This window comes from Hymenobacter monticola, from assembly GCF_022811645.1.
Classification (GTDB): Bacteria; Bacteroidota; Bacteroidia; order Cytophagales; family Hymenobacteraceae; genus Hymenobacter; species Hymenobacter monticola.
In genome coordinates, this window is sequence record NZ_CP094534.1 from 4,033,027 (window position 1) to 4,055,105 (window position 22,079).

17 protein-coding genes are annotated in these 22,079 nt (G+C 62.9%); 8 read left to right on the forward strand and 9 right to left on the reverse strand.

Going from position 1 to position 22,079, the window contains the following annotated elements:
- Positions 1–77: 77 nt before the first annotated feature.
- The 5 genes from MTP16_RS16665 to MTP16_RS16685 form a co-directional block, all read right to left on the reverse strand.
- A complete protein-coding gene (locus MTP16_RS16665; RefSeq protein ID WP_243511856.1) occupies positions 78–749 on the reverse strand; it encodes a response regulator in 672 nt (223 codons plus the stop codon).
- 89 nt (positions 750–838) lie between these two features.
- Positions 839–1,258 carry a response regulator gene (locus tag MTP16_RS16670; RefSeq protein ID WP_243511858.1) on the reverse strand — a complete coding sequence of 140 codons (420 nt, stop codon included), beginning with the start codon at positions 1,256–1,258 and terminating at the stop codon, positions 839–841.
- 193 nt (positions 1,259–1,451) lie between these two features.
- The gene (locus MTP16_RS16675) at positions 1,452–2,087 is read right to left on the reverse strand and encodes a hypothetical protein (protein ID WP_243511860.1); all 636 of its coding nucleotides are present in this window, start codon (positions 2,085–2,087) and stop codon (positions 1,452–1,454) included.
- Positions 2,088–2,239: 152 nt separating this feature from the next.
- Positions 2,240–3,466, reverse strand: coding sequence for a Smr/MutS family protein (locus MTP16_RS16680; protein WP_243511862.1), 1,227 nt, complete (start codon positions 3,464–3,466; stop codon positions 2,240–2,242).
- Positions 3,467–3,645: 179 nt separating this feature from the next.
- The gene (locus MTP16_RS16685; protein ID WP_243511864.1) at positions 3,646–4,632 is read right to left on the reverse strand and encodes a DUF2279 domain-containing protein; all 987 of its coding nucleotides are present in this window, start codon (positions 4,630–4,632) and stop codon (positions 3,646–3,648) included.
- Positions 4,633–4,758: 126 nt separating this feature from the next.
- On the opposite strand from MTP16_RS16685, the gene MTP16_RS16690 reads away from it, so the two are divergent.
- Positions 4,759–7,626: a DUF4961 domain-containing protein gene (locus MTP16_RS16690; RefSeq protein ID WP_243511867.1), complete on the forward strand. Its 2,868-nt coding sequence runs from the start codon at positions 4,759–4,761 to the stop codon at positions 7,624–7,626.
- Between the two features lie 208 nt (positions 7,627–7,834).
- Here the strand turns inward: MTP16_RS16690 and MTP16_RS16695 are convergent, their stop codons facing one another.
- From MTP16_RS16695 to MTP16_RS16710, 4 genes are all read right to left on the reverse strand, one after another.
- A complete protein-coding gene (locus MTP16_RS16695; protein WP_243511869.1) occupies positions 7,835–8,683 on the reverse strand; it encodes an N-acetylglucosamine kinase in 849 nt (282 codons plus the stop codon).
- A 175-nt stretch (positions 8,684–8,858) separates the two neighbouring features.
- Positions 8,859–9,671 carry a SusE domain-containing protein gene (locus MTP16_RS16700; RefSeq protein WP_243511871.1) on the reverse strand — a complete coding sequence of 271 codons (813 nt, stop codon included), beginning with the start codon at positions 9,669–9,671 and terminating at the stop codon, positions 8,859–8,861.
- Positions 9,672–9,818: 147 nt separating this feature from the next.
- Positions 9,819–11,474, reverse strand: coding sequence for a RagB/SusD family nutrient uptake outer membrane protein (locus MTP16_RS16705; RefSeq protein WP_243511873.1), 1,656 nt, complete (start codon positions 11,472–11,474; stop codon positions 9,819–9,821).
- A gap of 12 nt (positions 11,475–11,486) precedes the next feature.
- Positions 11,487–14,495: a SusC/RagA family TonB-linked outer membrane protein gene (locus tag MTP16_RS16710; RefSeq protein WP_243511875.1), complete on the reverse strand. Its 3,009-nt coding sequence runs from the start codon at positions 14,493–14,495 to the stop codon at positions 11,487–11,489.
- Positions 14,496–15,176: 681 nt separating this feature from the next.
- On the opposite strand from MTP16_RS16710, the gene MTP16_RS16715 reads away from it, so the two are divergent.
- From MTP16_RS16715 to MTP16_RS16745, 7 genes are all read left to right on the forward strand, one after another.
- On the forward strand, positions 15,177–15,872 hold the full coding sequence (locus MTP16_RS16715) for a hypothetical protein (protein WP_243511877.1): 696 nt from the start codon (positions 15,177–15,179) through the stop codon (positions 15,870–15,872).
- The gene (locus MTP16_RS16720) at positions 15,869–17,101 is read left to right on the forward strand and encodes an alpha/beta hydrolase-fold protein (RefSeq protein ID WP_243511879.1); all 1,233 of its coding nucleotides are present in this window, start codon (positions 15,869–15,871) and stop codon (positions 17,099–17,101) included. Before MTP16_RS16715 ends, MTP16_RS16720 begins: the two co-directional genes overlap by 4 nt.
- Positions 17,102–17,428: 327 nt before the next feature.
- Entirely contained in the window at positions 17,429–18,853 is a 1,425-nt protein-coding gene (locus MTP16_RS16725; RefSeq protein ID WP_243511881.1) for an anthranilate synthase component I family protein, read from the forward strand.
- A gap of 9 nt (positions 18,854–18,862) precedes the next feature.
- Positions 18,863–19,432: an anthranilate synthase component II gene (locus MTP16_RS16730; protein ID WP_243511883.1), complete on the forward strand. Its 570-nt coding sequence runs from the start codon at positions 18,863–18,865 to the stop codon at positions 19,430–19,432.
- Positions 19,433–19,517: 85 nt separating this feature from the next.
- Complete coding sequence (gene trpD, locus MTP16_RS16735) at positions 19,518–20,513, forward strand: anthranilate phosphoribosyltransferase (RefSeq protein WP_243511886.1); 996 nt, start codon at positions 19,518–19,520, stop codon at positions 20,511–20,513.
- 48 nt (positions 20,514–20,561) lie between these two features.
- Positions 20,562–21,383, forward strand: a complete 822-nt coding sequence (gene trpC / locus MTP16_RS16740; protein WP_243511888.1) for an indole-3-glycerol phosphate synthase TrpC — start codon at positions 20,562–20,564, stop codon at positions 21,381–21,383.
- 18 nt (positions 21,384–21,401) lie between these two features.
- Positions 21,402–22,073 carry a phosphoribosylanthranilate isomerase gene (locus MTP16_RS16745; RefSeq protein ID WP_243511890.1) on the forward strand — a complete coding sequence of 224 codons (672 nt, stop codon included), beginning with the start codon at positions 21,402–21,404 and terminating at the stop codon, positions 22,071–22,073.
- The last annotated feature ends 6 nt before the right edge of the window (positions 22,074–22,079 follow it).

The window sequence follows — 22,079 nt, forward strand, 5'->3', positions numbered from 1 at the left end:
CCCTGTGCAACGGTGGCTATCCGACCACGCGCTTGATGGCGCGGTGCTGACGCACACTCATCCTCCGCACCGGCGGGCTAGCTGCGCCGGCGCCGGAGGGCGTGAGCCATCAGCTCGCCCTTGGAGTTGACCTGCAGCTTGCGGTACACGCTGCGGATGTGGTTGCGCACGGTGTCGAGGCTGATGTGGTGGCGCTCGGCGATGAGCTTGTAGCTCAGCCCGTCCTCGATGCCGCGCACCACCTCCAGCTCGCGCGAAGTAAGCGGCTCGGGCAGGAGCTGGTCGAGGGAGATGTCGACTGGAGCGTCCGCCGGTTGCTGCCGAAATGCCTGCACCACGAAGCGGGCCACGCCCGGGCTCATGGGCGAGCCGCCGGCTGCGACCTGCAGCAGGTGCTCCTTGAGCTGGGCCAGGGGCGTATTCTTGAGCAGGTAGCCCACGGCCCCGGCCCGCAGGGCCTCAAACACTCGCTCGGCGTCGGCGTACACGCTGAGCATGAGCACCTGGGCTTCTGGCAGCTGCGCCAGAATGTAGGGGATGCCCTCGATGCCGGTCAGGCCGGGCAGGCCGATATCGGAGAGGATGAGCTGGGGGGGCATGGCGGCCGCGGGCAGCAGGGCCAGAAATTCTTCCACCGATTCGGCAATGACCACGCAGCGGAACTCGGGCTGGGCGCAGAGGTACTCGTGCAGGGTTTCGCGGATGGCGGCCTGGTCTTCGATAATGGCCAAGGCGAGGGGGAAGGTCATGGCGTAAAGGTCCGGCCCAAAACCACGCGGCGGTATGACATAAAGATGTTGTTTTTCGGCCCGGCGCTAGCTGAGGGCTTGCCGTCGGCTTAGCCAGCGCTGGCGGCCCGTTTTTGCGCGTGCTGCGCAGCTCGCTCCTGAATGGCCTGCAGTCCGGCTTGGTTGAGGGGCTTTTGCAGCAGGCGCTCCACCAGCGGGTACTGTTGGGCGCGCGCCGCATCGTAGGGGGCAAGGGACGACGTGCAGACGTACACCACGCAGCGCCCCAGCAAGCTTGCTTCCAAGGGCTTAATGGCATCCAGTACATCCCAGCCGCTCATCAGAGGCATGTTCAAATCCAGCAGCACCACCTCGGGCGGCGTGCCGGCCTGCACCTGCTGCTGCAAATAAGCCACGGCTTGGGCCGGCGACTGCAAAACCGTCAGGGCATCGGCCAGGCCGGCCCGCTGAAAAAGGAGTTCGATGAAGAAGACAACAGTGGGGTCGTCGTCGATGAGCAGGGTTTTCATAGGCAGAAGTCAGGGCAAAAGGATGGAAAAGCGCGTACCCTCGTCTACCCGGCCGGACCCGCCAATGTGCCCGCCCAGCACTTCTACATACGGGCCACCCCCGCCTCAGGATTGCCATTTTGCCACGAGCAGAACGGTAGCAAAGGCCCTTGGCTGTCTCTCAGTGGCCTTTTTATCCGGCTCTGCCTTCCTGCTAGCGCAGGTGCTGGCCCGGCTGCGCCTTGGCCAGCCGCCGCACCAGCCGGCGGCGGAACTTCGGCGAAATCGGCTTGCGCCGCCCCGCCATCTTACTCCACGACACCAGCGCCGCCGCGTAGCCGCCCGCCGCCGCCCGCTCCTGCGGGGTGAACACGACCAACTCGTGGAGAACCCGCACGGTCAGGAACCGGTCCAGGTACTGCTGCTTGGTCATGGGCTGGCGGTCCAGAAAAAAACCAAGCTGCTGATTCGTAAAATCGAAATCCGTGTCCGGCAGTATACCAGCAAAGTATTCGGCCTCACTGGCATTCAGACGCGGGCCGGCGGCCCCCAGGTTGGCGCGCAGCGCGGGGACGTACAATGCCTTCACCAGCCCGAGCACATCGGCCCGATGCATAGGCACGTGGTAACCGCTGCACCGGCCCAGCACCAGCGAATCGGAGCGGAAACCAGGGTAGCCGGACAAGATGAACAGGTACTCTTCGCCCGGCTCGAAGTCGGTGCCGCAGCTGCTCTGGTCGGAATAAATGACAACCCGGGCTGCCGCGGCGCCTTTCCAAACCGTGCCCGGCTCCACCTCAAACCGCAGGGGGCCATACGGCTGGCCATGCACCAGCTGCCGGCTCACCACGCGCCCGCTGAAAATTAGGCGAGCGTCGGCCGCTTCCGCGGCAAAAGAAGCGTACCCAGAAACGCACCTGCACGCCCACGCCGTAAGCGGGGCGTGCAGGTGCGTCAGCAGCAATAATCCGAGCAGCCAGGCCCACCGCATAACCTGGCCTCCTACTTCAGCCGCACCAGCGTGGCGCCGAAGCCGAACTTGCCCTTTTGCGCATCCTCGAAGAACTTGATGTCCTTGTTGCGGCTCAGCTGGCGGTGGATTTCCTTGCGGAGCGTGCCATTGCCCAGGCCGTGAATGAACACGATTTCGTGCATGTTGGTGGCAAGAGCACGGCTCAGCGCATCCTCAAACGCATCGAGCTGCAGGCGCAGGATGGCCGTGTTGCTGAGCTCCTCTTTATTATCAGGCCGCAGGGCTTCGAGGTGTAGGTCGAACTCGTGGGGCGGGGCCACCACGGGCGCGGCCGGCTTGGGCGGGGCGGCGGCCGCTACCACCGCAGCGGCCTTGGCGGGGGCGTCGCCGCTGAGCTGGGCCTTGAGGGCAGCGGCATCCACACCGGCCGGTTTGGCCGGGGCAGCTGAGGCCGGCGCTTCTTCGGCCATTTTCTCGGGCGCAATGGCCGCGGCGGCCTTCTCATCCAGTTGGAACAGATAAGCGTCCTTGCCTATCACCGGTGCGGGCTTCTGGCTGCCGTAGAACGTGCTGGCTTTGAAGGCCTGGCGTTTAGTAATCAGCTCGTAGGCAGCGTCGCCATTGAGCTTGGCGGGCAGCAGCTGGAACACGGCCGCCGGCCAGGTTTCAAAATCCTTGAGGTGCAGGAAGGAGAGGGGCTTGCTGCTGGCCTTGGGGCCGAGCTTGTCGGCCGCCAGGGCGCGGTAGGGACGGGTGCTGGTTTCCTCGCCGTAGGTAAACAGCACGTCGGACTCGGTGTTGTTGATGAGCGTGACGGCCAGCAGCTCGGGCGACTGGTGCACCAGGGCCAGAAACAGGCCTTTGGCCGCGGCCGGCTGCTTGGCTCCGGCGGCGCCCGGCCCGCTGCTGCCGGCCGGCTTGGCCACACCTTTCCCGCTGGAGGCCACGGCTGCCAGGGCTTCCTGCAGCGAGGGCTGCGCCGGCTTGGGCGCGGCGGGCGCGGCCGAGGGGCGCTTGGAGTTGTCTTTCTTGCTGGCGTTGGCGTTGCGGCCGGGCACCTGGCCGGGGCCGTAGTCGGGGGCGGCGCGGTCGAAATTCTTGCCTTCTTCCTGGGCCACCACCACCACCTCGCGCCGCAGCACGGGAATGGTAAAATCGTTGTCGATGGCCACTTCCACCAGCTCGCTGTCGAGCAAGCGGGTGACGATGCCTTCTTCGGTGCCGGTCAATAGCCGGACTCTGTCTCCTACGTTCATAATGCTAAAGGTTTGCGCCGGGCGGCGCGGTTCTCAGGAAAATACGGAACTGGGGCCGCGCCCGGACGGATTCGTCAAAAGTAAGGCAACGCGCCGTAGCGCGAACTTTGTAGTTCGCGTGCCGAAACGACGCCCGAATGATGCAAGCGGCGCGGGCTACGCGAACTATAAAGTTCGCGCTACATGTAAAGCCCGTGAAAGCCGAACCCGTCGCGCGGGTTGTATTCCAAAGCAGGGGCGGGGAGGTGGAAGATGCTGAGCGCATAAAATACCTTTTTCAGCACCGGGCTGCGGGTGGGGATGCGGCGCAAGTCCACATCGACCGATAGGTAGAACTGCCGGTAGGGGCGCAGGCCCTGGGCGGCGTTGGTGCCGTCGTCGTTGTACACCATGTCCTGGCCGCCGTAGCCCAGGGCCGGCTGCAGCCAGCGCGGCCAGCGGTTGCCGGGTTTTAGAAAAGCGCCCACGTCGGTGCAAAGCCAGTAGGTCTGGCCGTTGTAGTCCTTCAGCCAGCGCTCTACCACGGTTTTGCCCAGCACGTTGGGGCGCTGCCGAGCATAGCTGGTGAGGTGAAACGACCACTTGGGCATGATGCGCACGTCGTGCCAGGCCAACTGCTGGGCCAGCAGCCCGGCCGAGCCCAGAAAGTTGGCCGCCAAATCGGTGGCCGAGGCGCCGTAGGCCGGGTCGCGGCCGTCGAGCAGCTCGATGGGGCTCTGCACCACGAAGCCCACGAAGGAGCCGTACCAGATGGCCTTTTTCTCGCTCAGGCCGGCCCAACGCAGCATGTCCACGGCGCCGCGGCTTTCCTGGAAAGCGCCCCAGAAGTGCCCGCACTTGTCGAGCTGCTGCCACTCGGGCAGGTCGTTGAACCAGTGCAGCGGCACCCGCTCGCCGGTGTACCAGGAGGTGGTGAGGCCGGTGTAGAGCACGCCGTAGCTCAGGGCCGAGCCGCCCACCACCAGCCGCAAGCGGCGCCGGCGCTGCGCAGCCGAATCGATAAGGGCCGACGAAACCGGCGCCGCCGTTGCCGCGCCAGTCAGGTTGTCGGGCTGCTGGGCAACCTGTGCTTCGGCGGGGGCCGCCAGGCCCAGGGCAAGGCCCGCCAGCAATACCGCCCGGCAGCCGCGCCGCGAGGGAACAAAAAAGCGGACCACAAACTTCATAGCAACACCCATCACCGGCAAAGGTAGGCCGGTATCGGCGCTCACTATGCGGCCGTTTCGTATCTTGCGCTATCGTTTGCACACGCATGCGCCGGTCCTTCATTTTTCCCACCAAAAATTCCCCCAATGCAAACATTTACCCGATTCACAACCCTGCTGCTGAGCCTGCTGGCTTGGGCAGCTCAGGCCCAGGTGGTCACCACCTCGCCGGTATTCTTCACCGATACCACGCCCGTCACCATCACCTATGACGCCTCTCAGGGCAACGGCGCGCTGAACAACTTCACGGGCAACGTCTACATCTGGACGGGCACCGTGACCAACCTCAGCACCAGCAACACCAACTGGCGCAACGTGCACAGTCCCAGCTTCGGCGCGGCCGACCCCACGGCCCTGATGACCCGCGACGCCAGCAACCCCAACCTCTACCGCATCACCATCACGCCCCGGACGTATTATCCGATTCCGGCCAACGAAACGCTGCTGCGCCTGGGCATGATTTTCAAGAATGCCGACGGCACCCTCGTGGGCCGGGCTTCGGGCGGCGGCGACATCTTCGTGGATGCCACCCAGGCGGGCCTGACGGCACGCATCACCAGCCCAGCATCGGGCGCCAACGGCAACCCGCTGTTTGTGAGCCAGAACGCGCAGGTGAGCGTGACGGGCACGGCCTCGGCTGCCGCCAGCCTGGCCTTCACCCTCAACGGCACGCAGGTGGCCGCGCAGGCCAACGCCACCACCCTCACCAGCAACGTGACCATCGCCCAGACGGGCCGCAGCGTGGTGCGCTTCACGGCCACTAGCGGCACTACCACGGCCGTCGATTCCATCGTTTTCGTGGTGCGGCCCACCGTGACGGTGGCGGCCCTGCCGGCCGGCGCTAAGGACGGTGTGACGTACCTGAATGGCGGCACGTCGGTGATTCTGAATCTGACGGCGCCGGGCAAGCAGTTTGCCTACGTCATTGGCGAGTTCAACAACTGGCAGACGCTCAACTCGGCCTTCATGAACCGCACGCCCGACGGCAACAACTGGTGGGTGCAAATCAACGGCCTCACGCCCGGCCGCGAGTACGCTTACCAGTTCCTGGTGGACGGCACGCTGCGCGTAGCCGACCCCTATTCCGAGAAAATCCTCGACCCGAACGACGACCAGTACATCCCAATTGCCACTTACCCCAACCTGAAGCCCTATCCCACGGGCGCTACCACGGGCATCGTGTCGGTGCTGCAAACCAACCAGACTCCCTACACCTGGCAAGTAACCAACTTCCAGCGCCCCAGCCGCGCCGACTTGGTGATTTACGAGCTGCACCTGCGCGACTTCCTCTCCACTAGCCACGACTTCCAGCGCCTGCGCGACACGCTGAACTACATCTCGCGCCTCGGCATCAACGCCATTGAGCTGATGCCCATCAACGAGTTCGACGGCAACGACAACTGGGGCTACAGCCCCGATTTCTTCTTCGCCCCCGATAAGTATTACGGCACCAAGACGGCGCTCAAGCAGCTCATCGACGAGTGCCACCGCCGCGGCATTGCCGTGATTCTGGACGTGGTGCTGAACCACGCCACCGGCCAGAGCCCCATGGTGCAGCTCTACGGCAGCACGGCCGGCCCGTCCGCCAACAACCCTTGGTTCAACGTGACCGCGCCGCACCCCTACAGCGTCTACAACGACTTCAACCACGAAAGCGCCCTCACCAAGTACTTCTCGAAGCAGGTGATGACCTTCTGGCTGCAGGAGTACCACGTCGACGGCTACCGCTTCGACCTGGCCGGCGGCTTCACGCAGCGCCCCAGCACCACCAGCACCTACGGCAACTACGACCAGTCCCGCATCAACATCTGGCTCGACTACTACCAGCACATGATGGGCGTGGACCCCACGATGTACCCCATCCTGGAGCACTTCCCCGAAAACAGCGAGGCCCTGGCCCTGTCCAATGCCGGCTTCATGATTTGGGGCAATGCCACCTACAACTACAACGAGGCCACCATGGGCTACCTGCCCGGCTCCAATTTCAGCTACGGCTACTACGGCAGCACCGCCCAGGGCGGCCGCGGCTGGAACAGCCCCAACCTGATTACCTACATGGAAAGCCACGACGAGGAGCGCCTGATGTACAAGAACCTCACCTTCGGCAACTCTTCGGGCTCTTACACCACCCGCGACCTCAACACCGCCCTGGCGCGCATCGAGCTGGCCTCGGCCTTCTTCTTCACCGTGCCCGGCCCCAAAATGGTGTGGCAGTTCGGCGAGCTGGGCTACGACAAATCCATCTTCATGTGCTCGAACGGTACCGTGCCCACGCCGTACCCCAATGACCAATGCAAGCTCAGCGCCAAGCCCGACGTGTGGCCATACTACCAGAATGCCAACCGCCGCCAGCTCTATGAGGTACAGCGCGCCCTCATCAACCTCAAGAAGAAAGAGCCCGTGTTTGAGAACCCCACCACTTACACGCAGTCGTTGGCCGGGGCCGGCAAAACCATCCACCTGAGCGACGCCAACACCAAAGTGACCATCGTGGGCAACTTCGACGTGGTATCGACCACCGTGGACCCTGCCTTCCAGAACACCGGCAAGTGGTACAACTACCTCACCGGCGACAGCATCAACGTGAGCAATGTGAATGCCCTGCTCACCCTGCAGCCCGGTGCCTACGCCGTGTACACCTCGCGCCGCATCCGCCGGGCCACGCTGCTACCCACCCGCGTGCAGGCCACCACGGCCCTGCGTCTCTCGGCCGCGCCCAACCCGGCCACCGGCACCACGCTGGTGAACTACGAGCTGCCCACGCCGGCCGCTGTCACCCTCACCGTGCAAAACGTGCTGGGCGCCACCGTGCGCACCCTGGCTACTGGCGTGTCGCAGTCGGCCGGCCCGCACAGCCTGAGCCTGCCCGTCGAGGGCCTGGCCGCCGGGGTGTACCTCGTGCGCCTGCAAACGCCGCAGTTCACCCAAACCATCCGCTTGGTGGTGCAGCGTTAGGCTGAGAGATGATTAAATGAAAAGGCCACTCCCGCGCGGGAGTGGCCTTTTTTTATGACTGGTGTCGTCTGGGCGAGTCATTAAAACGTACCCCGAAGCTGTGCTTCGGCCGGACGATACCCGAACGAAGAGTGGAAAAACCTTGCGCGGGCCGAAGCACAGCTTCGGGGTACGCTTCAACGGCATTTAGCCAACGAATATTCGCCCGCTAGCGGTTTTCCTCGTGGTAGCTCACCAGGTCGTCGATGGGGGAGCGGATGATTTTGCCTACTTCCATGCCGTGGCCTTTGGCTACCTGCGTCAGCACGTCGCGGAAATTGTAGCCTACCGAGCCGATGCAGTTGAAGGTGTATTCCTGGTAGCGCGGGTAGTGCAGCACCAGGTTCTGGAAGAAAGCCTCGAAGCCCTCATGCACGATTTCGCGGCAGTAGGGCACGTTGTTGTGGTCGTAGGCAAACTTGGCGAAGCTGGCCAAAAAGCGGTTGGGCAGCGGCTGATTGTAAAGCCGGTCAAGAATCTCGTTGCGCGTGCCCAGCTTGTATTCCTCCTTCAACGCCTCCTGCAGGCCGTCGGGCAGCAGGCCGCGCAGGTAGTCGCGCAGCAGGCGCTTGCCAAAGAACGAGCCCGAGCCCTCATCGCCCAGGAAATACCCCAGCGAATCGACGTTGTAGGTGATTTTGTCGCCGTCGTAGAGGCAGGAGTTGGTGCCCGTGCCCAGAATGGCGGCAAAGCCCGGCTTTCGGCCCAGCAGGGCGCGCGCCGCGGCCAGCAGGTCCTCGGTCACGTGGGCTTTGGTATTCGGAAACAGCTTGCGCAGGGCGGCGGCAATCACCTCCGCCTTCTGGGCCGACGACACCCCGGCGCCGTAGAAATACACGTCAGTCACCTGTTCACGCGGCAGCGTGTCGGGCAGGTTTTTCTCCAGCGAGGCCACGATGCCGGCCGTGTCAATGAAATCGGGGTTGTAGCCTTCGGTGTTGAAGTAAACGCGGTTGTTGGCGTCGTCGAGCTGGCACCAGCTGCACTTGGTGGAGCCGCCATCGGCAATTAGAATCATAGAAAACAGGTTGGGTTGGGAGTAGCTGCGAAAGTACTCAGGAGTTAGGGAAGGGCCGGCGCGAACCTTAGCCTTCTTTAAGCAAAAAGGGGCCGCTAGCATCCTAGCGGCCCCTTCTACACTGAACTACGGCTGAAACAGACTAGCGTTTCGGCGCAGTCATAAAACGACTGGATTAGGGCGTCACCGTCACGTTGCCTGTGGTGCTCGTGCCCGAGCCGGAAACCGTCAGCTTCACTGTGTAAACACCAGTGGTAGCGATGCTCAAGTTGGGGCCGTTATGAGCCAAGGCCACGCCCTGGGTCAGGTTGCCAGCCCCGCCGAGGTTGACAGTCCAGGCCTTGTCTTTACGGAACTTAAACTCACCGGCGTTGAGGGTGGTACGGGCCGTGTAAGCTTGCAGGGCGCAGTTCCAGGTCAGCGGAACGCCGTCTTCGGAAGCACCGCCGCTGGGCCAGCCCAGGCCGGCGGGGCCCACCAGCGCCCAGGTATCGGCGTTGGGAGGCAAGCAAGCCGGGTAAGCCGTGGCCGTGAGGGTCACCGGGGCCGAGGCAAACGTGTAGGTATCGGTGCCCACCACGGCCACTACCCGGGCGTACACCGGCACGGCCGTCTGGGTGGCTATGCCGATGGCGTTAAGGCCCTTGTTCAAATCACTAACCGTGATGGTTTTCGTCAGGTTGGTACCCGCGTCAAACACCGCCGGGTAGCCGAACCCATCAGCCGTTTTGGCAATCTGCACCTGATAGGTTGCAGCCGGGGCTTTGGTGGCATCGGTGCCGCTCATCGCGAAGCTCACCGCGTTCCAGTTGTAGGTAATGGCGTTGTTGGCGTCGTTGAGCTGCGTCAGCACCACCGTGTTGGTCGAGGCCGTGAGCGACAGCGGGGCCGAAGGGGCCACGGTCGCCTTGTTCTCATCCTTGTTGCACGAAGCCAGGCTCGTCAGGGCAAAAGCGACGGCGAAGGCCTGAGTAAGCAAATTTTTCATAAGGAGATTTCAGTTAAGGATTAAAGCAAAAACTAGCCGCCTAACAGGCAAAATTTAGCAAAAGTGTCGGCAGCAGAAAGAATTCTAATCGGCCGAGGTTCAGCTTAGCCGAGGCGGTGCAGGGGGCACCGCCTCGGGCTGTTTGCCTTAGTTGTAGCCGGGGTTTTGCTTCAGGTTGGGGTTGGCGGTCAGGTCCGAGGTGGGCAACGGAAACAGGTTCCGGAAATCGGGCACTGCCCGGCCGGCTGCCACGCCGCCTTTCCAGGGCCAGATGTAGGCGGTAGTGGTGAACTTGCCGTTCCGCACGAGGTCGGTGCGGCGCAGGGCTTCCCAGTGCAGCTCCCGGGCGCGCTCGTCCAGGATGAGGTCCGTGGTCATCTGCGCATCGGTGATGTCGGCGGCCGCGCTGGGGGTGTTGATGTCGAGACCGAAAGCCCGACGGCGAATCTTGTTCACGTATTCGCGGCCGGTGGCCCGGGTGGCCGCGCCGCGGGCAGCTGCTTCGGCGTAGATGAGCATCATGTCGGAGAGGCGCAGCATCGGGAAGTCGACGCTGGAGAAATTCCGCGAGCCCGGGATGACCGAACCGTCCGAGTTGATGTTCCGGTACTTGGTGACGCCCACACCTTGAGTAAACTGGCTCTGGTCGAGGATGTCCAGCGTCTGGCCGCGCGTCCAGAAGCGACCGCGCCGGTCAACCGTGGTGTCGGCACCCAACAGGAAAAACTTGTCGAACAGCGCGCGGGTGGCGCGCATGCCGCCCCAGCCCGTGGTTTGGCCCACGTAGCGCTGCCAGCCGGCCGAGGCGCCGTTGGTTGCACCATTCACCAGGAAGGTGGTGCCGCCGTAGGTGGTGGTGCGGGTGGCATCCAGCAGAATCGACCACACGATTTCGTTGGCCGCCGGAGCCAGGTTGTTGTCGGCCAAAAAGTTGCGGCCATAGGCCGAAGAGGCCGAACTGGCTTGCGTCACCAGCGAATAACCGCCGTTGATGACGTTTTGGGCTTCGGTGGCGGCCTTGGCGTACTGCGGCGTGCCGGTGTACACCTCGGCGTTCAGGTACAGGCGGGCCAGCATGCCGCTGGCGGCGGCTTGGTCTACACGGCCGAACTCGTTGGTGCGGGTCGGCGCCAGGTCCGACTTAAGCGCCAGCAACTCATTTTCGACGAAAGTGTAAAGCTGCTGCCGGGTGTTGTAGGGCGGCGCTGCCACGCCTACTTCGTTGGCTTCGGTCACGAACGGACCCCCGCCGAACAGGTCGATGACGTGCATGTAGGCCACGGCGCGCAGGAAGCGGGCCTCGGCCCGGAAGCGCTTGGCTTCCGCCACGTCGCTGGCCGGCAGGCGGCTGGCCAGCTTGTCATCCGATGATTCGCGGATGAGCTCGTTGCAGATGCTGATTTCGTAGTAAGCCCGGTTGTAGAGGCCGCGCAACAGCGGGTTGTTGGCGTCCCAGCTCATGTTGTGCCAGTCCTGAATGCCGGGGTCGTTCCAAGCTATCACGGCTTCGTCGGTGGTCAGCTCCTGGGCGCTCCACAGCTGGCGCAGGTAGTTGCCAGTGCCGCCGTCGATGCCCTTGATGTCGCTGTCGCCATCGGCCCCGCCCAGGCTGGTGAGGGCAAAACCGCCGTAGAGCTTGCCCAACACGCTTTTGTAAGCGGCCAGGTTCACGTACACCCTGTCGGGCGTGGGCTCATACTTGGGGGTCTGGTCAAGGTCTTTTTGGCAGGACGTAGCAAGCCCGGTCAGGGCCGTGCCCAATGCGAGGGTAATTAACCCACGGGAAAAAGAGTTATTCTTCATGATTGGTGGGAATTAAATGCCGAGAGCAATGCCCAGGGTGTAGGTGCGGGCGACAGGGTAGAAGTTGCGGTCAATGCCACCGTTGATTTCAGGCTCTACGCCTTTGTACTTGGTGATAAGGAAGGCGTTTTGCACGTTGCCGGTGATGCGCAGCGACGAAGCACCGAGTACTTTGCCCACGTTGTAGCCCAGCGAAATGTTCTGGCAGCGCAGGAACGAGGCGTTCTGCACGTAGTAGTCCGAAAACAGCTGCTGGCGGGTGAAGCCCGTGTTGCGCACGTCCGGCGAGATGTTGTTTACAAACAGCGTCGAGCCTTGCGCGTTGGCGTAGGTGCCGCGGTCGGCGGCGTTGGCGTTGTACACGTAGTTGCCCAGGTTGCTGCGCAGCGTGAAGGCGAACACCAGCTTCTTATAGGTCAGGTTCGAGCTGAAGCCCAGCGTTACGAGGGGCGCCGGCTGCTTGTAGCGATACAGGTCGTCTGTGGTCGAGCCGTTGTTGTTGCGGTCCACGTACACGCCTTGCACGGGCCGGCCGTCGGGGCCGTACACCTGCTGGAATACATAGAAAGCATCGGTCGGGTAGCCCACGCTGCGAATCTGAATCTGGTTGCCGGTACCACCGCCAATGTCGCCCACCTGCACGCCGGGGAAACCGGCGTCCTGCAGGCCCAAGCTGGTGATTTTGTTAACATTGTAGGCGCCGTTCAGGTTCACGTCCCAGTTCAGGTTTTCCGAGCGCAGCACGCCGTAGTTCAGGCCCAGTTCGATGCCGCGGTTGCGCAGCGCACCCTGGTTGGCGTTGAGGCGGTTCACGAGGTTGGAGCCGGCCGGCACGTTCACTTCCTGCAGCAGGTCGCTGGCCGTACGCTGGTACACGTCGATGGTCGCGGTGAGGCGGTTGTCGAGGAAGCCCAGGTCCAGGCCGGCGTTGTAGGTGTTGGTGGTTTCCCAGGTCAGCACGGCGTTGTAGCCCAGCGGGCCGATGATGGGGCCCGTCGCGGCGTTGCCGAACAGGTACTGCGATTCCGAGTTGCCCAGCGCATAGCGCGCCTGCGTGTCGTAGGCACCGCCGATGTCCTGCTGGCCCGTGCGGCCGTAGCCAGCGCGCAGCTTCAGTTCCGAGAAGGTGTTGTTGTCCTTCAGGAATTCTTCGCCCTTCACGCGCCAGGCCAGGCCCAGGGCCGGAAACCAGCCGCTGTTGTAGCCATCGCGGAAGCGCGAAGTGCGGTCATTCCGCACGGTCGCCGTCACCAGGTACTTGTCCTGCACGTTCAGGGTAGCGCGGCTGAAGTAGGAAATCAGGACGTAGTTGTTGTAGAAGCCGGGCACCACCAAGCGGGCATCCGGATTCACGAGGGTCGTGCGGTCCGAGCGATAAGCCAAGAAGTTCGGGCCCTGGTCGCTGAAGTTCTGGTAAGCGTAGCCGCCTTGAATGTCAAACTTGGTGCCGCCAAACTGCTTGCTGTAGGCCAGGTAAGCTTCGAGCAACTTCATGTCCTTGTCCTGAGCCGACTGGGTGTAGTTGCCGTTGAGGCCAGGAGTGCTGGGCGCGTTGGCGTTGTAGTTGCCAAAGTCGGCCGGCGAAATGTCTTTGCTGCCCTTGCTGCGGGAAATGTCCAGGCCCAGGTTGAGGTTGGCGCGCAGGCCTTCTACGCCGTGCACCTTGTAGTCGAACTGCACGTTACCGATGAGGCGTTTCACCGTGCTGATGTCGTTCGTGTTATTCAGCGCCGCAATCGGGTTGCCCGGGGCGTTGCCCAGCGGTGCGCCCGTGGGCCCCAGGTACTGGTAATAGCCGCCGTAGCGGCCGTACTGGGCCTCGTTGGAGCGAATCGGCTGCGTGGGGTCGAAGAAGGCCGCGATGCCAATCTGGTCGTAGTTCGCGAAGCGGTTGTCGAGCACGCTGCCCTTGGCGTTCACGTCGATGCGCAGGTGCTCATCAAGCAGGGTGGGGCTCAGGCTGATGGAGCCCGTGTTGCGCTTCAGCTTGTTGGTGATGACGATGCCCTCCTGGTAGAGGTTGCCGTACGATACGCGGAACGGAACCTTGGCCACGCTGCCAATCAGGCTCACGGTGTTGTCGTAGGTGGCGGCAGTGCGGAAAACCTCGTTCTGCCAGTTGGTGTTGGCCGTGCCCAGCGTCGCAATCTGCGCAGGGGCGCCGTTGGCCGTTACCAGGCCGCGGAATTCATCGGCCGACAACGACTCGTAGCGACGGGCAACCGTCGAAACGCCGAGCTGCGAGTTCAACTCCACGCGCAGCTTTTCGCCTTTGAGGCCCCGCTTGGTGGTGATGAGAATAACGCCGCCCGAAGCGCGGTTGCCGTAGATGGCCGTGGCCGAGGCGTCCTTCAGCACGGTGAAGGTTTCAATGTCGCTGGGGTTGATGAGTGTGAGCGGGTTCGAGGCGCCCTTGATATCGCCCTTGTCCACGGGCACGCCGTCGATAACGTAGAGCGGGTCGCTGTTGGCGTTCAGCGAGGAATTGCCGCGGATGCGAACGGTCGAAGGCGCGCCCGGCGCCCCACCGCTGGTGGTGATGCTCACCCCGGCTACTTTGCCCTGAATGAGCTGGTCGGAGTTGGTGACCTGGCCCTGCACAAACTGCCGGGAGTCAACCGTGGCCACGGACCCGGTCACGTCTTGGCGGCGCTGCGTGCCGTAGCCCACCACCACGGCTTCGGAGAGCTGCGTGGTGTTTTCGGTGAGGCCCGCCGACACTTCCGTGTTCTGGCCGGCTACGACCGTGATGGGGCGGCGAACCGAGTTGTAGCCCACAAACGAGATGACCAAAGTTTGGGGACCCACCGGCACGTTTTGGATGCTGTAGGTGCCGTCAACGTTGGACGAGCCGCCCAGCGTGGTGCCGTCGATGAGCACGGTGGCACCGGGGATGCCTTCGTTCTTGCCATCGGTGACGCGGCCGCTGACCGAGCCGGTTTGGGCCTGGGCCGCCAGCGGCAAGCCAAAGGCGGCGAACAGTAGCAGAAACAATAGTTTCGCTAGATAGTGGTGTTTCATGGGAAACGGTTGTTGGTGGGAAAATGGAGTGGTGGAGTGTGGGAGATTCCGGCGGTAGATAAAGAAGAACTTTTGAGGGCTGCAAAGTTACCGTTGAAACGGCATTAGCGCCTATGAATGACGACTTTCGGAGCTAAACCAAGCCCTCAAAAAGGTAGGCATGACTACTATTTCAAAAACCCCGGAATTAGCTGATTTATTAGTGTAATTTATTGATTGTCAGATGAATGATGGTTGTCTTGCCGCAAAGTCGGCTTTCGCCCAATTATTGCGCTAAAGTAGTCATCTGCAAACGATTGCACAAAGGTTTGAAACGATAATTTTTCAGGACGATTTTTTTCTTCTTTTCCAACTTTTTTTTTGCAGGCTTCCCGGCCTTCTTCTCGCTCGGATAAAGCAGACTTCGGAATTCCGGCGGCTCGTTTTTCGAGTACACCTCCGGACAGCCCGTTGGTTCCAGGGCCGATGTGGGTGGCAGCACCTCAACAGTACAGAGCGGTGGCCAGCGCTAATGACGAGTGCCACCGGCCTTAGGTTTCGCCTGGCGCTCCTGTGCCGGCCCTGGCAAGGCTGCCCATGCTGAATATTTCTGATTGGTATAGGACTTGCATGGCGCAAACTGTTCGCCAAATGCATTGCAGAACGAATTGCTGCTAGTTACTTTTGGCTTTTCCCTAGAAAATGAAAAAGCACTTACTGCTCATTGCCTTGCTCGTGGCAACTGCCGGACTGGATGCGGCGGCCCAGTCGCGCCCGGGCACCCGCAAACCCGTTCCCAAGGGCAAAAGCAAAACTGTACCCGGCACCAAAGGCGCTCCCAAGCCTCCGCCCGTGTACTCGCCCATCCAGGCGGGCCGCGCCGACGAGGACGCCCCCCCGCCCATGGTGGTGCTCAAGGTTAAAATCAAAAAGCCCGTGCTGGTGTACTACGAGGAGCCCGCGCCCGGCAAGTCGGTGCAGCAGCTCATCATGGCCGAAGAGCACCTGGGCCTGCTCAAAACCCTCGACCTGGAGCACCTCATGAGCCGCCGCGAGGTGTTTGTGGACGGCCTCGGCAACCTAGCCCTGCCCGGCAGCGACGTGAACAAGTTCCGCCTGCTGGGCACCAGCGCCGTGGCGGAAGATACCCGCCGCCCCGCCGGCGATGGCCGCAGCTTCTACTCCCGCCTGAAAGTGCCGGCCTCGGCCTTCCTATACGTGGTGCGCGAGTCGGCCGAGGAATACCGCCACTTCATCAAGGGGCCGCAGAAGAAGGGCTCGCTGCTCGACTTTCAGGCCAATGGCTTGCCGGGCATCGACTCGGTACGGGCCGTGTATACGCTGCGCAAGATGGACGCCTCCGAGCGCGGCGCCGGCAGCGGCGAAACCATCCGGTGAGCCAGCCAAACCCATGGGTGGGGCAGCGCATGGCCGGTGGCCTGCTGCTGGCGATGCTCAGTGGCCCGGTGGCTGCCCAGAGTATTTTAAAAATCGACCAGGTGCCCGCCATCACCCCAGCGACGGACACGCTGTTTGTCGCGGGCTCCTTTAATGATTGGAACCCGCACTCGCCGAAGTATGCGCTGCGCAAAAGCACCGATGGCACCTACCAGGTGACCTTGCCGGCCGGGCTCGGGGCGGTGGAGTACAAGTTTACCCGCGGCAGTTGGGCTACCGTTGAAATACACGATAAAAACCAGGGCATCGCCAACCGCAAAGCCGATTTGGCAAGCGCCAGGGAAGTGCACCACCGCGTGCTGGCCTGGGCCGACCAAAGGGGCGCGGCGTCCAAGCCGCGTCCGCACACGGCCACGCCGCAGGTGCACACACTGGCCACGGCCTTCACCATGCCGCAGCTGGGCCACCAGCGCCGGGTGCTGGTCTACCTGCCGGCCGATTATGCGAAGCAGCCCGCCCGGCGCTACCCCGTGCTATATCTGCACGACGGCCAGAACGTGTTCGACGAGGCCACCAGCTACGGCGGCGAGTGGGGCGTGGACGAGACCCTGGACCAACTGCGCCAAACCGGGCAGGACGCCACGGGCAGCATAGTGGTGGCCATCGACAACGGTAATGAGTTTCGCTCCGATGAATACATCCCGTGGGTCAGCACCGCGGACGAAATCAAAGACCAGCCGCATCGGGGCGGGCAGGGAGGCGCCTACGTCGATTTCCTGGCCCAAACGCTGAAGCCTTATGTGGACGCCCACTACCGCACCCGGCCCGACGTGGCGCACACCGGCATCGCCGGCTCAAGCCTAGGCGGGCTCATCTCCGTGTACGCGGCCCTGAAATACCCCAAGGTATTTGGCCAGGTGGGCGTGTTTTCGCCGGCGTTTTGGGTGTGCAACGACTCCTTAAAGGCCTACGCCAAAACGCACCGGGCAGCGCCCACGGCCCGCTTCTATTTTGTATGTGGGCCCAAGGAGTCGGAAACCATGCTGCCGCTGATGGCCCAATGGCGCGACGAGCTGCGGGCCGAAGGGGTGCCCGCCGCCAATATTTCCTTTCGCGCGCCAGCCGATGGGCAACACCGCGAGTGGTTTTGGCGGCGCGAATTTCCGGCGGCTTATCGGTTTTTGTTCCGGCCCGCTGCAAAAGCCAATAGTTCAGCTTCTAAACGCTGAAGCAAGCCGCCGTCAGTAGGGTTGGCTTATTGCAATTGTGTTGGCAAATGCAACCAAAGTTTGCCAGGTTCGTAGGGAAATTTCATTGTCATTGCCGGTTCTTTAAAATTGCCGCACTACCTTTGTGCGGCGCTGGAAGCAAAAGCGCATTTACTGAGATGAATTTTCAACATACTTCCCAGGCTTGGTGGTGGCAGTTCCGAAACCTCGGACCGGCCTGCCTGTGCGCTTGGTGAAGTCACGTTTGATTTTGCCTTCCATCACAAAAAGCCCGGCCCCACGCCGGGCTTTTTGCATTTTAACCCTTACCCGCACGAGCTAAAGCTTATGCCCCAACTCACCACCCACCACCGCCGCCTGCTGGCCGACACCGTGACCCCGGTGGGCCTGTACCTGCGCCTGCGCGACCAATATTCCAACTGCCTGCTGCTGGAAAGCGCCGATTACCACGGGCAGCAAAATGCCTTCAGTTACCTTGTGTGCGAGCCGCTGGCCACGTTTGAGCTGCGCCGGGGCGGCGAGCTGCGGCAGCAACTGCCCGGCGGCCCCGCAACCAGTGAGCACCTGGCCAACCCCCGCGAGGCGCTGGGTAAGCTGCGTGCGTTCGCCGCAGCTTTCGCGCCCGATGAAACGGCTGCCCGCCTGCCTTTCATCAGCACCGGGCTGTTTGGCTACATCGGCTACGAGGCGGTGCAAAGCTTTGAGGATGTGCAGTTGGCAGTCGGCAAGGTGCCGGCGGGTGACATTCCGCTCATTCGCTACGGTGTGTACCGCTACGTCATCGCTTTCAACCACTTTCGGCAGGAGCTGCACCTGTTTTCGCACGGCGTAGCGGGCGAGGAAAAAGTGCAGGACGACGGCCTCGACCGGCTGGAGAACCTGGTGCGCAATCCCAGTGTGCCCAGTTTTGGCTTTGCCACGGCGGGGGAGGAGCAAACCAACCAAACCGATGCCGAGTTTCTGGCGCGGCTGGCGCAGGGGCAGGCCCACTGCCGCCGCGGCGATGTGTTTCAGATTGTGCTGTCGCGTCGATTCCAGCAGGGTTTTTCGGGCGATGAATTCAACGTGTACCGCGCCCTGCGCTCCATCAACCCCTCGCCCTACCTGTTCTATTTCGACTACGGCGACTACAAAATCTTCGGCTCTTCGCCCGAGGCGCAGGTACTGGTGCAGGGGCGCGAAGCCAGCCTGTTCCCGATAGCCGGCACCTACCGCCGCACCGGCGACGACGCGGCCGATGCCGCCGCGGCCCAGCGCCTCGCCGCCGACCCCAAGGAAAACGCCGAGCACGTGATGCTGGTAGACCTGGCCCGCAATGACCTGGCCCGCCACGGCACCAACGTGCAGGTGCGCACGCTGCGCGAAATCCAGTTTTACTCGCACGTCATTCACCTGGTCAGCAAAGTCACGGCCGACCTCGACCACGGCTCTGACACCCTGCAGGTGGTGGCCGACACTTTCCCGGCCGGCACGCTGTCGGGCGCGCCCAAGCACCGCGCCATCCAGCTAATCGACGGGCTCGAACCCACCGCCCGGGGCTATTACGGCGGCTGCCTGGGCCACCTGGGCTTCGACGGCAGCTTCAACCACGCCATCATGATACGCTCGTTTCTGAGCACCGGCAACCAGCTGTATTTCCAGGCCGGCGCGGGCGTAGTGGCGGCGTCCAATGTGCAGTCGGAGCTGGAAGAGGTACACCACAAGCTGGGGGCCCTGCGCGCTGCTTTGCGCGCTGCCGAAGAAGTTAAATAGCTCATGGCCATGAAAATCCTCGTTCTCGATAACTACGATTCCTTCACCTACAACCTCGTGCACCTGCAGCGCGAGTTGGGCCATGGTCCGAACCTGACCGTGGTACGCAACGACCAGCTGACGCTCGATGCGGTGGCGGCCTACGATGCCATCTTGCTGTCGCCCGGCCCGGGCGTGCCGGCCGAAGCGGGGCTGATGCCGGCCATCATCCGGCAATACGCGCCCACCAAGCGGATTCTGGGCGTGTGCCTGGGCCACCAGGGCCTGGCCGAGAGCTTTGGGGCCGAGTTGTATAACATTCCCGCTGTGCTGCACGGGGTGGCTAATGAAGCCGAGGTAACCGTAGCGGATGAGCGGCTCTTCGCCGGCTTGCCCGAAAAGTTTCAGGTGGGGCGCTACCACTCCTGGGCGGTGCGGCCCGAGTCGATGCCGTCCACGCTGGAAGTGACGGCCCGCGACACCAACGGCGAGGTGCTGGCCTTCCGCCACCGCGAGTTTGACGTGCGCGGCGTGCAGTTTCACCCCGAAAGCATCCTGACCGAGCACGGCGCCCAGATGCTGGAGAACTGGCTGTCTTAGGCTTCAAGCCACAAGTTATCTGCCATCTGAATCAGTTCCGAAATAAGCGCTTGCAGCCTGTAGCCCGAAGCTTGCAGCTCCAATCATGAAAGAAATTCTCACCAAACTTTTCGACCACCAGCCGCTCACCCACGCCGAGGCCCACGCCGCCATGCGCCAGCTGGGCGAGGGCGGCGCCAACCCGGCTGAAACCGCCGCTTTCCTGGCCGTGTACCGCATGCGGCCCATTACGGTGGCCGAACTGGCGGGCTTCCGGCAGGCGCTGCTCGACCTCAGCCGCGACCCGCAGCTGGGCACCCACGAAGTGCTCGACATTGTGGGCACGGGCGGCGACGGTAAAAACACGCTCAACATCTCCACGCTGGCCTGTTTTGTGGTGGCCGGGGCGGGGGTGAAGGTGGCCAAACACGGCAACTTCGGCGTGTCGTCGGTGTCGGGCGCGTCGAACGTGCTGGCGCATTTCGGCTACGACTTTGAGGCCGGCTCCGACCAGCTGCGGCGGCAGCTTGACCGGGCAGGCATCTGCTTTTTGCACGCGCCGGCCTTTCACCCAGCCATGCGGCACGCCGGGCCGGTGCGGCGCGAGCTGGGGCTGCGCACCTTTTTCAACATCCTCGGCCCGTTGGTGAACCCGGCCCGGCCGGCGGCGCAATTGCTGGGCGTGTTCAGCCTGGAGCTGCAGCGCCTCTACCACTACCTCATGCAGCCCACCGGCACCCGCTACGCCGTGGTGCACGCCCTCGATGGCTACGACGAGCTGGCCCTCACCGGCCCGGCCAAGGTAGTTTCTTCCTTCGAGGGCGAGCGCCTGCTGACGCCCGAAACCCTGGGCCTGACCCTTTGCTCGGCTACCGACCTGGCCGGTGGCAGCACCGTGGAGGCAGCCGCCGAGCTGTTTTTTGACGTACTGTCGGGCCAAAGCACGGCGGCCCAGCGCAACGTCGTCACGGCCAATGCGGGGCTGGCGCTGCAATGCGCCAGCCCCGGCCTCACCTGGGAAGATGCGCTGGGCCGAAGCCGCGAGTCGCTGGACTCGGGCGCCGCAAAAAAGGCATTTGAGACGATGCTTTCCATCAAGTAAAAAGCAGGATGACAAGTTGCTTGTCCATTCCTCAATTCCATTAAAGTAATGTCCACCATCCTCGATACCATCGTAGCCCACAAGCGGAAAGAAGTAGCTGCTCGCCGCGAGCTGGTGCCCGTGAAGCTGCTGGAAAGCAGCCTGTTTTTCAACTCGCAGCCTTTGTCGCTGCGCCACTACCTGACGCGCTCGAACAGCAGCGGCCTCATCGCCGAGTTCAAGCGCAGGTCGCCCTCCAAAGGCTGGATAAACCGCTACGCGCCGGTGGAGCGCACCACGCTGGGCTACATGCAGGCCGGAGCCGCCGCGCTATCCATTCTAACCGATGCCGAGTTTTTTGGCGGGAAGAACGAGGACCTGACCACGGCCCGGCGCTTCAACTTCTGCCCCATTCTGCGCAAAGATTTTGTGGTGGATGAGTACCAGATTCTGGAGGCCAAAAGCATCGGGGCCGATGCCGTGCTGCTGATTGCGGCCGTGCTCACGCCGTCGGAAATCGACTCGCTGGGGCGGCTGGCCCGCTCGCTGGGCCTAGAAGTGCTGCTCGAAGTGCACAACGCCGAAGAATTGGCCCGCTCGGCCAACGCCGACGCCGTGAGCTTGATTGGCGTCAACAACCGCAACCTGCACGACTTCAGCCTGAGCCTGAATACCTCGCTTGAGCTGGCCGCCGCCATTCCCGAAGAATTTGTGAAAGTTTCGGAAAGCGGAATTTCCAGCGCCCAAGCTATTGGCCAGCTACGCGAAGCGGGCTACCGGGGCTTTCTGCTGGGCGAAGTCTTCATGCGAGAGGCCCGGCCCGAGCGGGCCTGCGCCGCGCTGGTGCAGGAGCTGGGAATCTTAGCGCCAAAGGTTTCCGTTGGAGGCTGAACCCCAACGGCCTCAAGTATGAACCCTTCCCCTAAACCCCTGCTCGTGAAAGTGTGCGGCATGCGCGAATCGGCCAACATTGAAGCCGTGGCCGACCTGCGCCCCGACTTTCTTGGGTTCATCTTTCACCCGGGCTCGGCGCGCTACGCGGGCACGGCCTTGCAGCCCGAATTGCTGCGGGCGCTGCCCGAGAGTGTGCGCAAGATTGGGGTGTTCGTGGACGCCGGCACGGTGCCCATCTTGACCACCCTCGCGGCTTTTGGGCTCGATGGCGCACAGCTTCACGGGCAGGAAACGCCCGCCCAGTGCGCCGAGCTGCGCAATGCCGGGGTGCTGGTTATCAAAACGTTTAGCGTAGGCGACTCGCTCGATTTAGAAGCTTTGCGGCCTTATGAAGGCACTTGCGATTATTACTTATTCGATACCAAAGGGCTGGCGCCCGGCGGCAACGGCATCGCCTTCGACTGGAAGCTGCTGCGCGATTACAACTTCAGGACGCCTTATCTACTAGCCGGCGGCATTGGGCCCGAAAACATTGCGACACTCACGGCCCTGCACTTGCCTGGCCTGGTCGGCGTCGACCTCAACAGTCGCTTCGAAACCGCGCCCGGCCGCAAGGACGCCGCCCGGCTGGCTCCGGCGCTGGCCCAGCTGCGGCGCGGAGCAGCGCCCCGCCCGCAGGCCGTTTAACTCACC

Coding starts and splice junctions, on each gene's coding strand:
- MTP16_RS16665 (WP_243511856.1), bottom strand. CDS start 749: ATGACCTTCCCCCTCGCCTTGGCCATTATCGAAGACCAGGCCGCCATC.
- MTP16_RS16670 (WP_243511858.1), bottom strand. CDS start 1,258: ATGAAAACCCTGCTCATCGACGACGACCCCACTGTTGTCTTCTTCATC.
- MTP16_RS16680 (WP_243511862.1), bottom strand. CDS start 3,466: ATGAACGTAGGAGACAGAGTCCGGCTATTGACCGGCACCGAAGAAGGC.
- MTP16_RS16685 (WP_243511864.1), bottom strand. CDS start 4,632: ATGAAGTTTGTGGTCCGCTTTTTTGTTCCCTCGCGGCGCGGCTGCCGG.
- MTP16_RS16690 (WP_243511867.1), top strand. CDS start 4,759: ATGCAAACATTTACCCGATTCACAACCCTGCTGCTGAGCCTGCTGGCT.
- MTP16_RS16695 (WP_243511869.1), bottom strand. CDS start 8,683: ATGATTCTAATTGCCGATGGCGGCTCCACCAAGTGCAGCTGGTGCCAG.
- MTP16_RS16700 (WP_243511871.1), bottom strand. CDS start 9,671: ATGAAAAATTTGCTTACTCAGGCCTTCGCCGTCGCTTTTGCCCTGACG.
- MTP16_RS16705 (WP_243511873.1), bottom strand. CDS start 11,474: ATGAAGAATAACTCTTTTTCCCGTGGGTTAATTACCCTCGCATTGGGC.
- MTP16_RS16710 (WP_243511875.1), bottom strand. CDS start 14,495: ATGAAACACCACTATCTAGCGAAACTATTGTTTCTGCTACTGTTCGCC.
- MTP16_RS16715 (WP_243511877.1), top strand. CDS start 15,177: ATGAAAAAGCACTTACTGCTCATTGCCTTGCTCGTGGCAACTGCCGGA.
- MTP16_RS16725 (WP_243511881.1), top strand. CDS start 17,429: ATGCCCCAACTCACCACCCACCACCGCCGCCTGCTGGCCGACACCGTG.
- MTP16_RS16730 (WP_243511883.1), top strand. CDS start 18,863: ATGAAAATCCTCGTTCTCGATAACTACGATTCCTTCACCTACAACCTC.
- trpD (WP_243511886.1), top strand. CDS start 19,518: ATGAAAGAAATTCTCACCAAACTTTTCGACCACCAGCCGCTCACCCAC.
- trpC (WP_243511888.1), top strand. CDS start 20,562: ATGTCCACCATCCTCGATACCATCGTAGCCCACAAGCGGAAAGAAGTA.
- MTP16_RS16745 (WP_243511890.1), top strand. CDS start 21,402: ATGAACCCTTCCCCTAAACCCCTGCTCGTGAAAGTGTGCGGCATGCGC.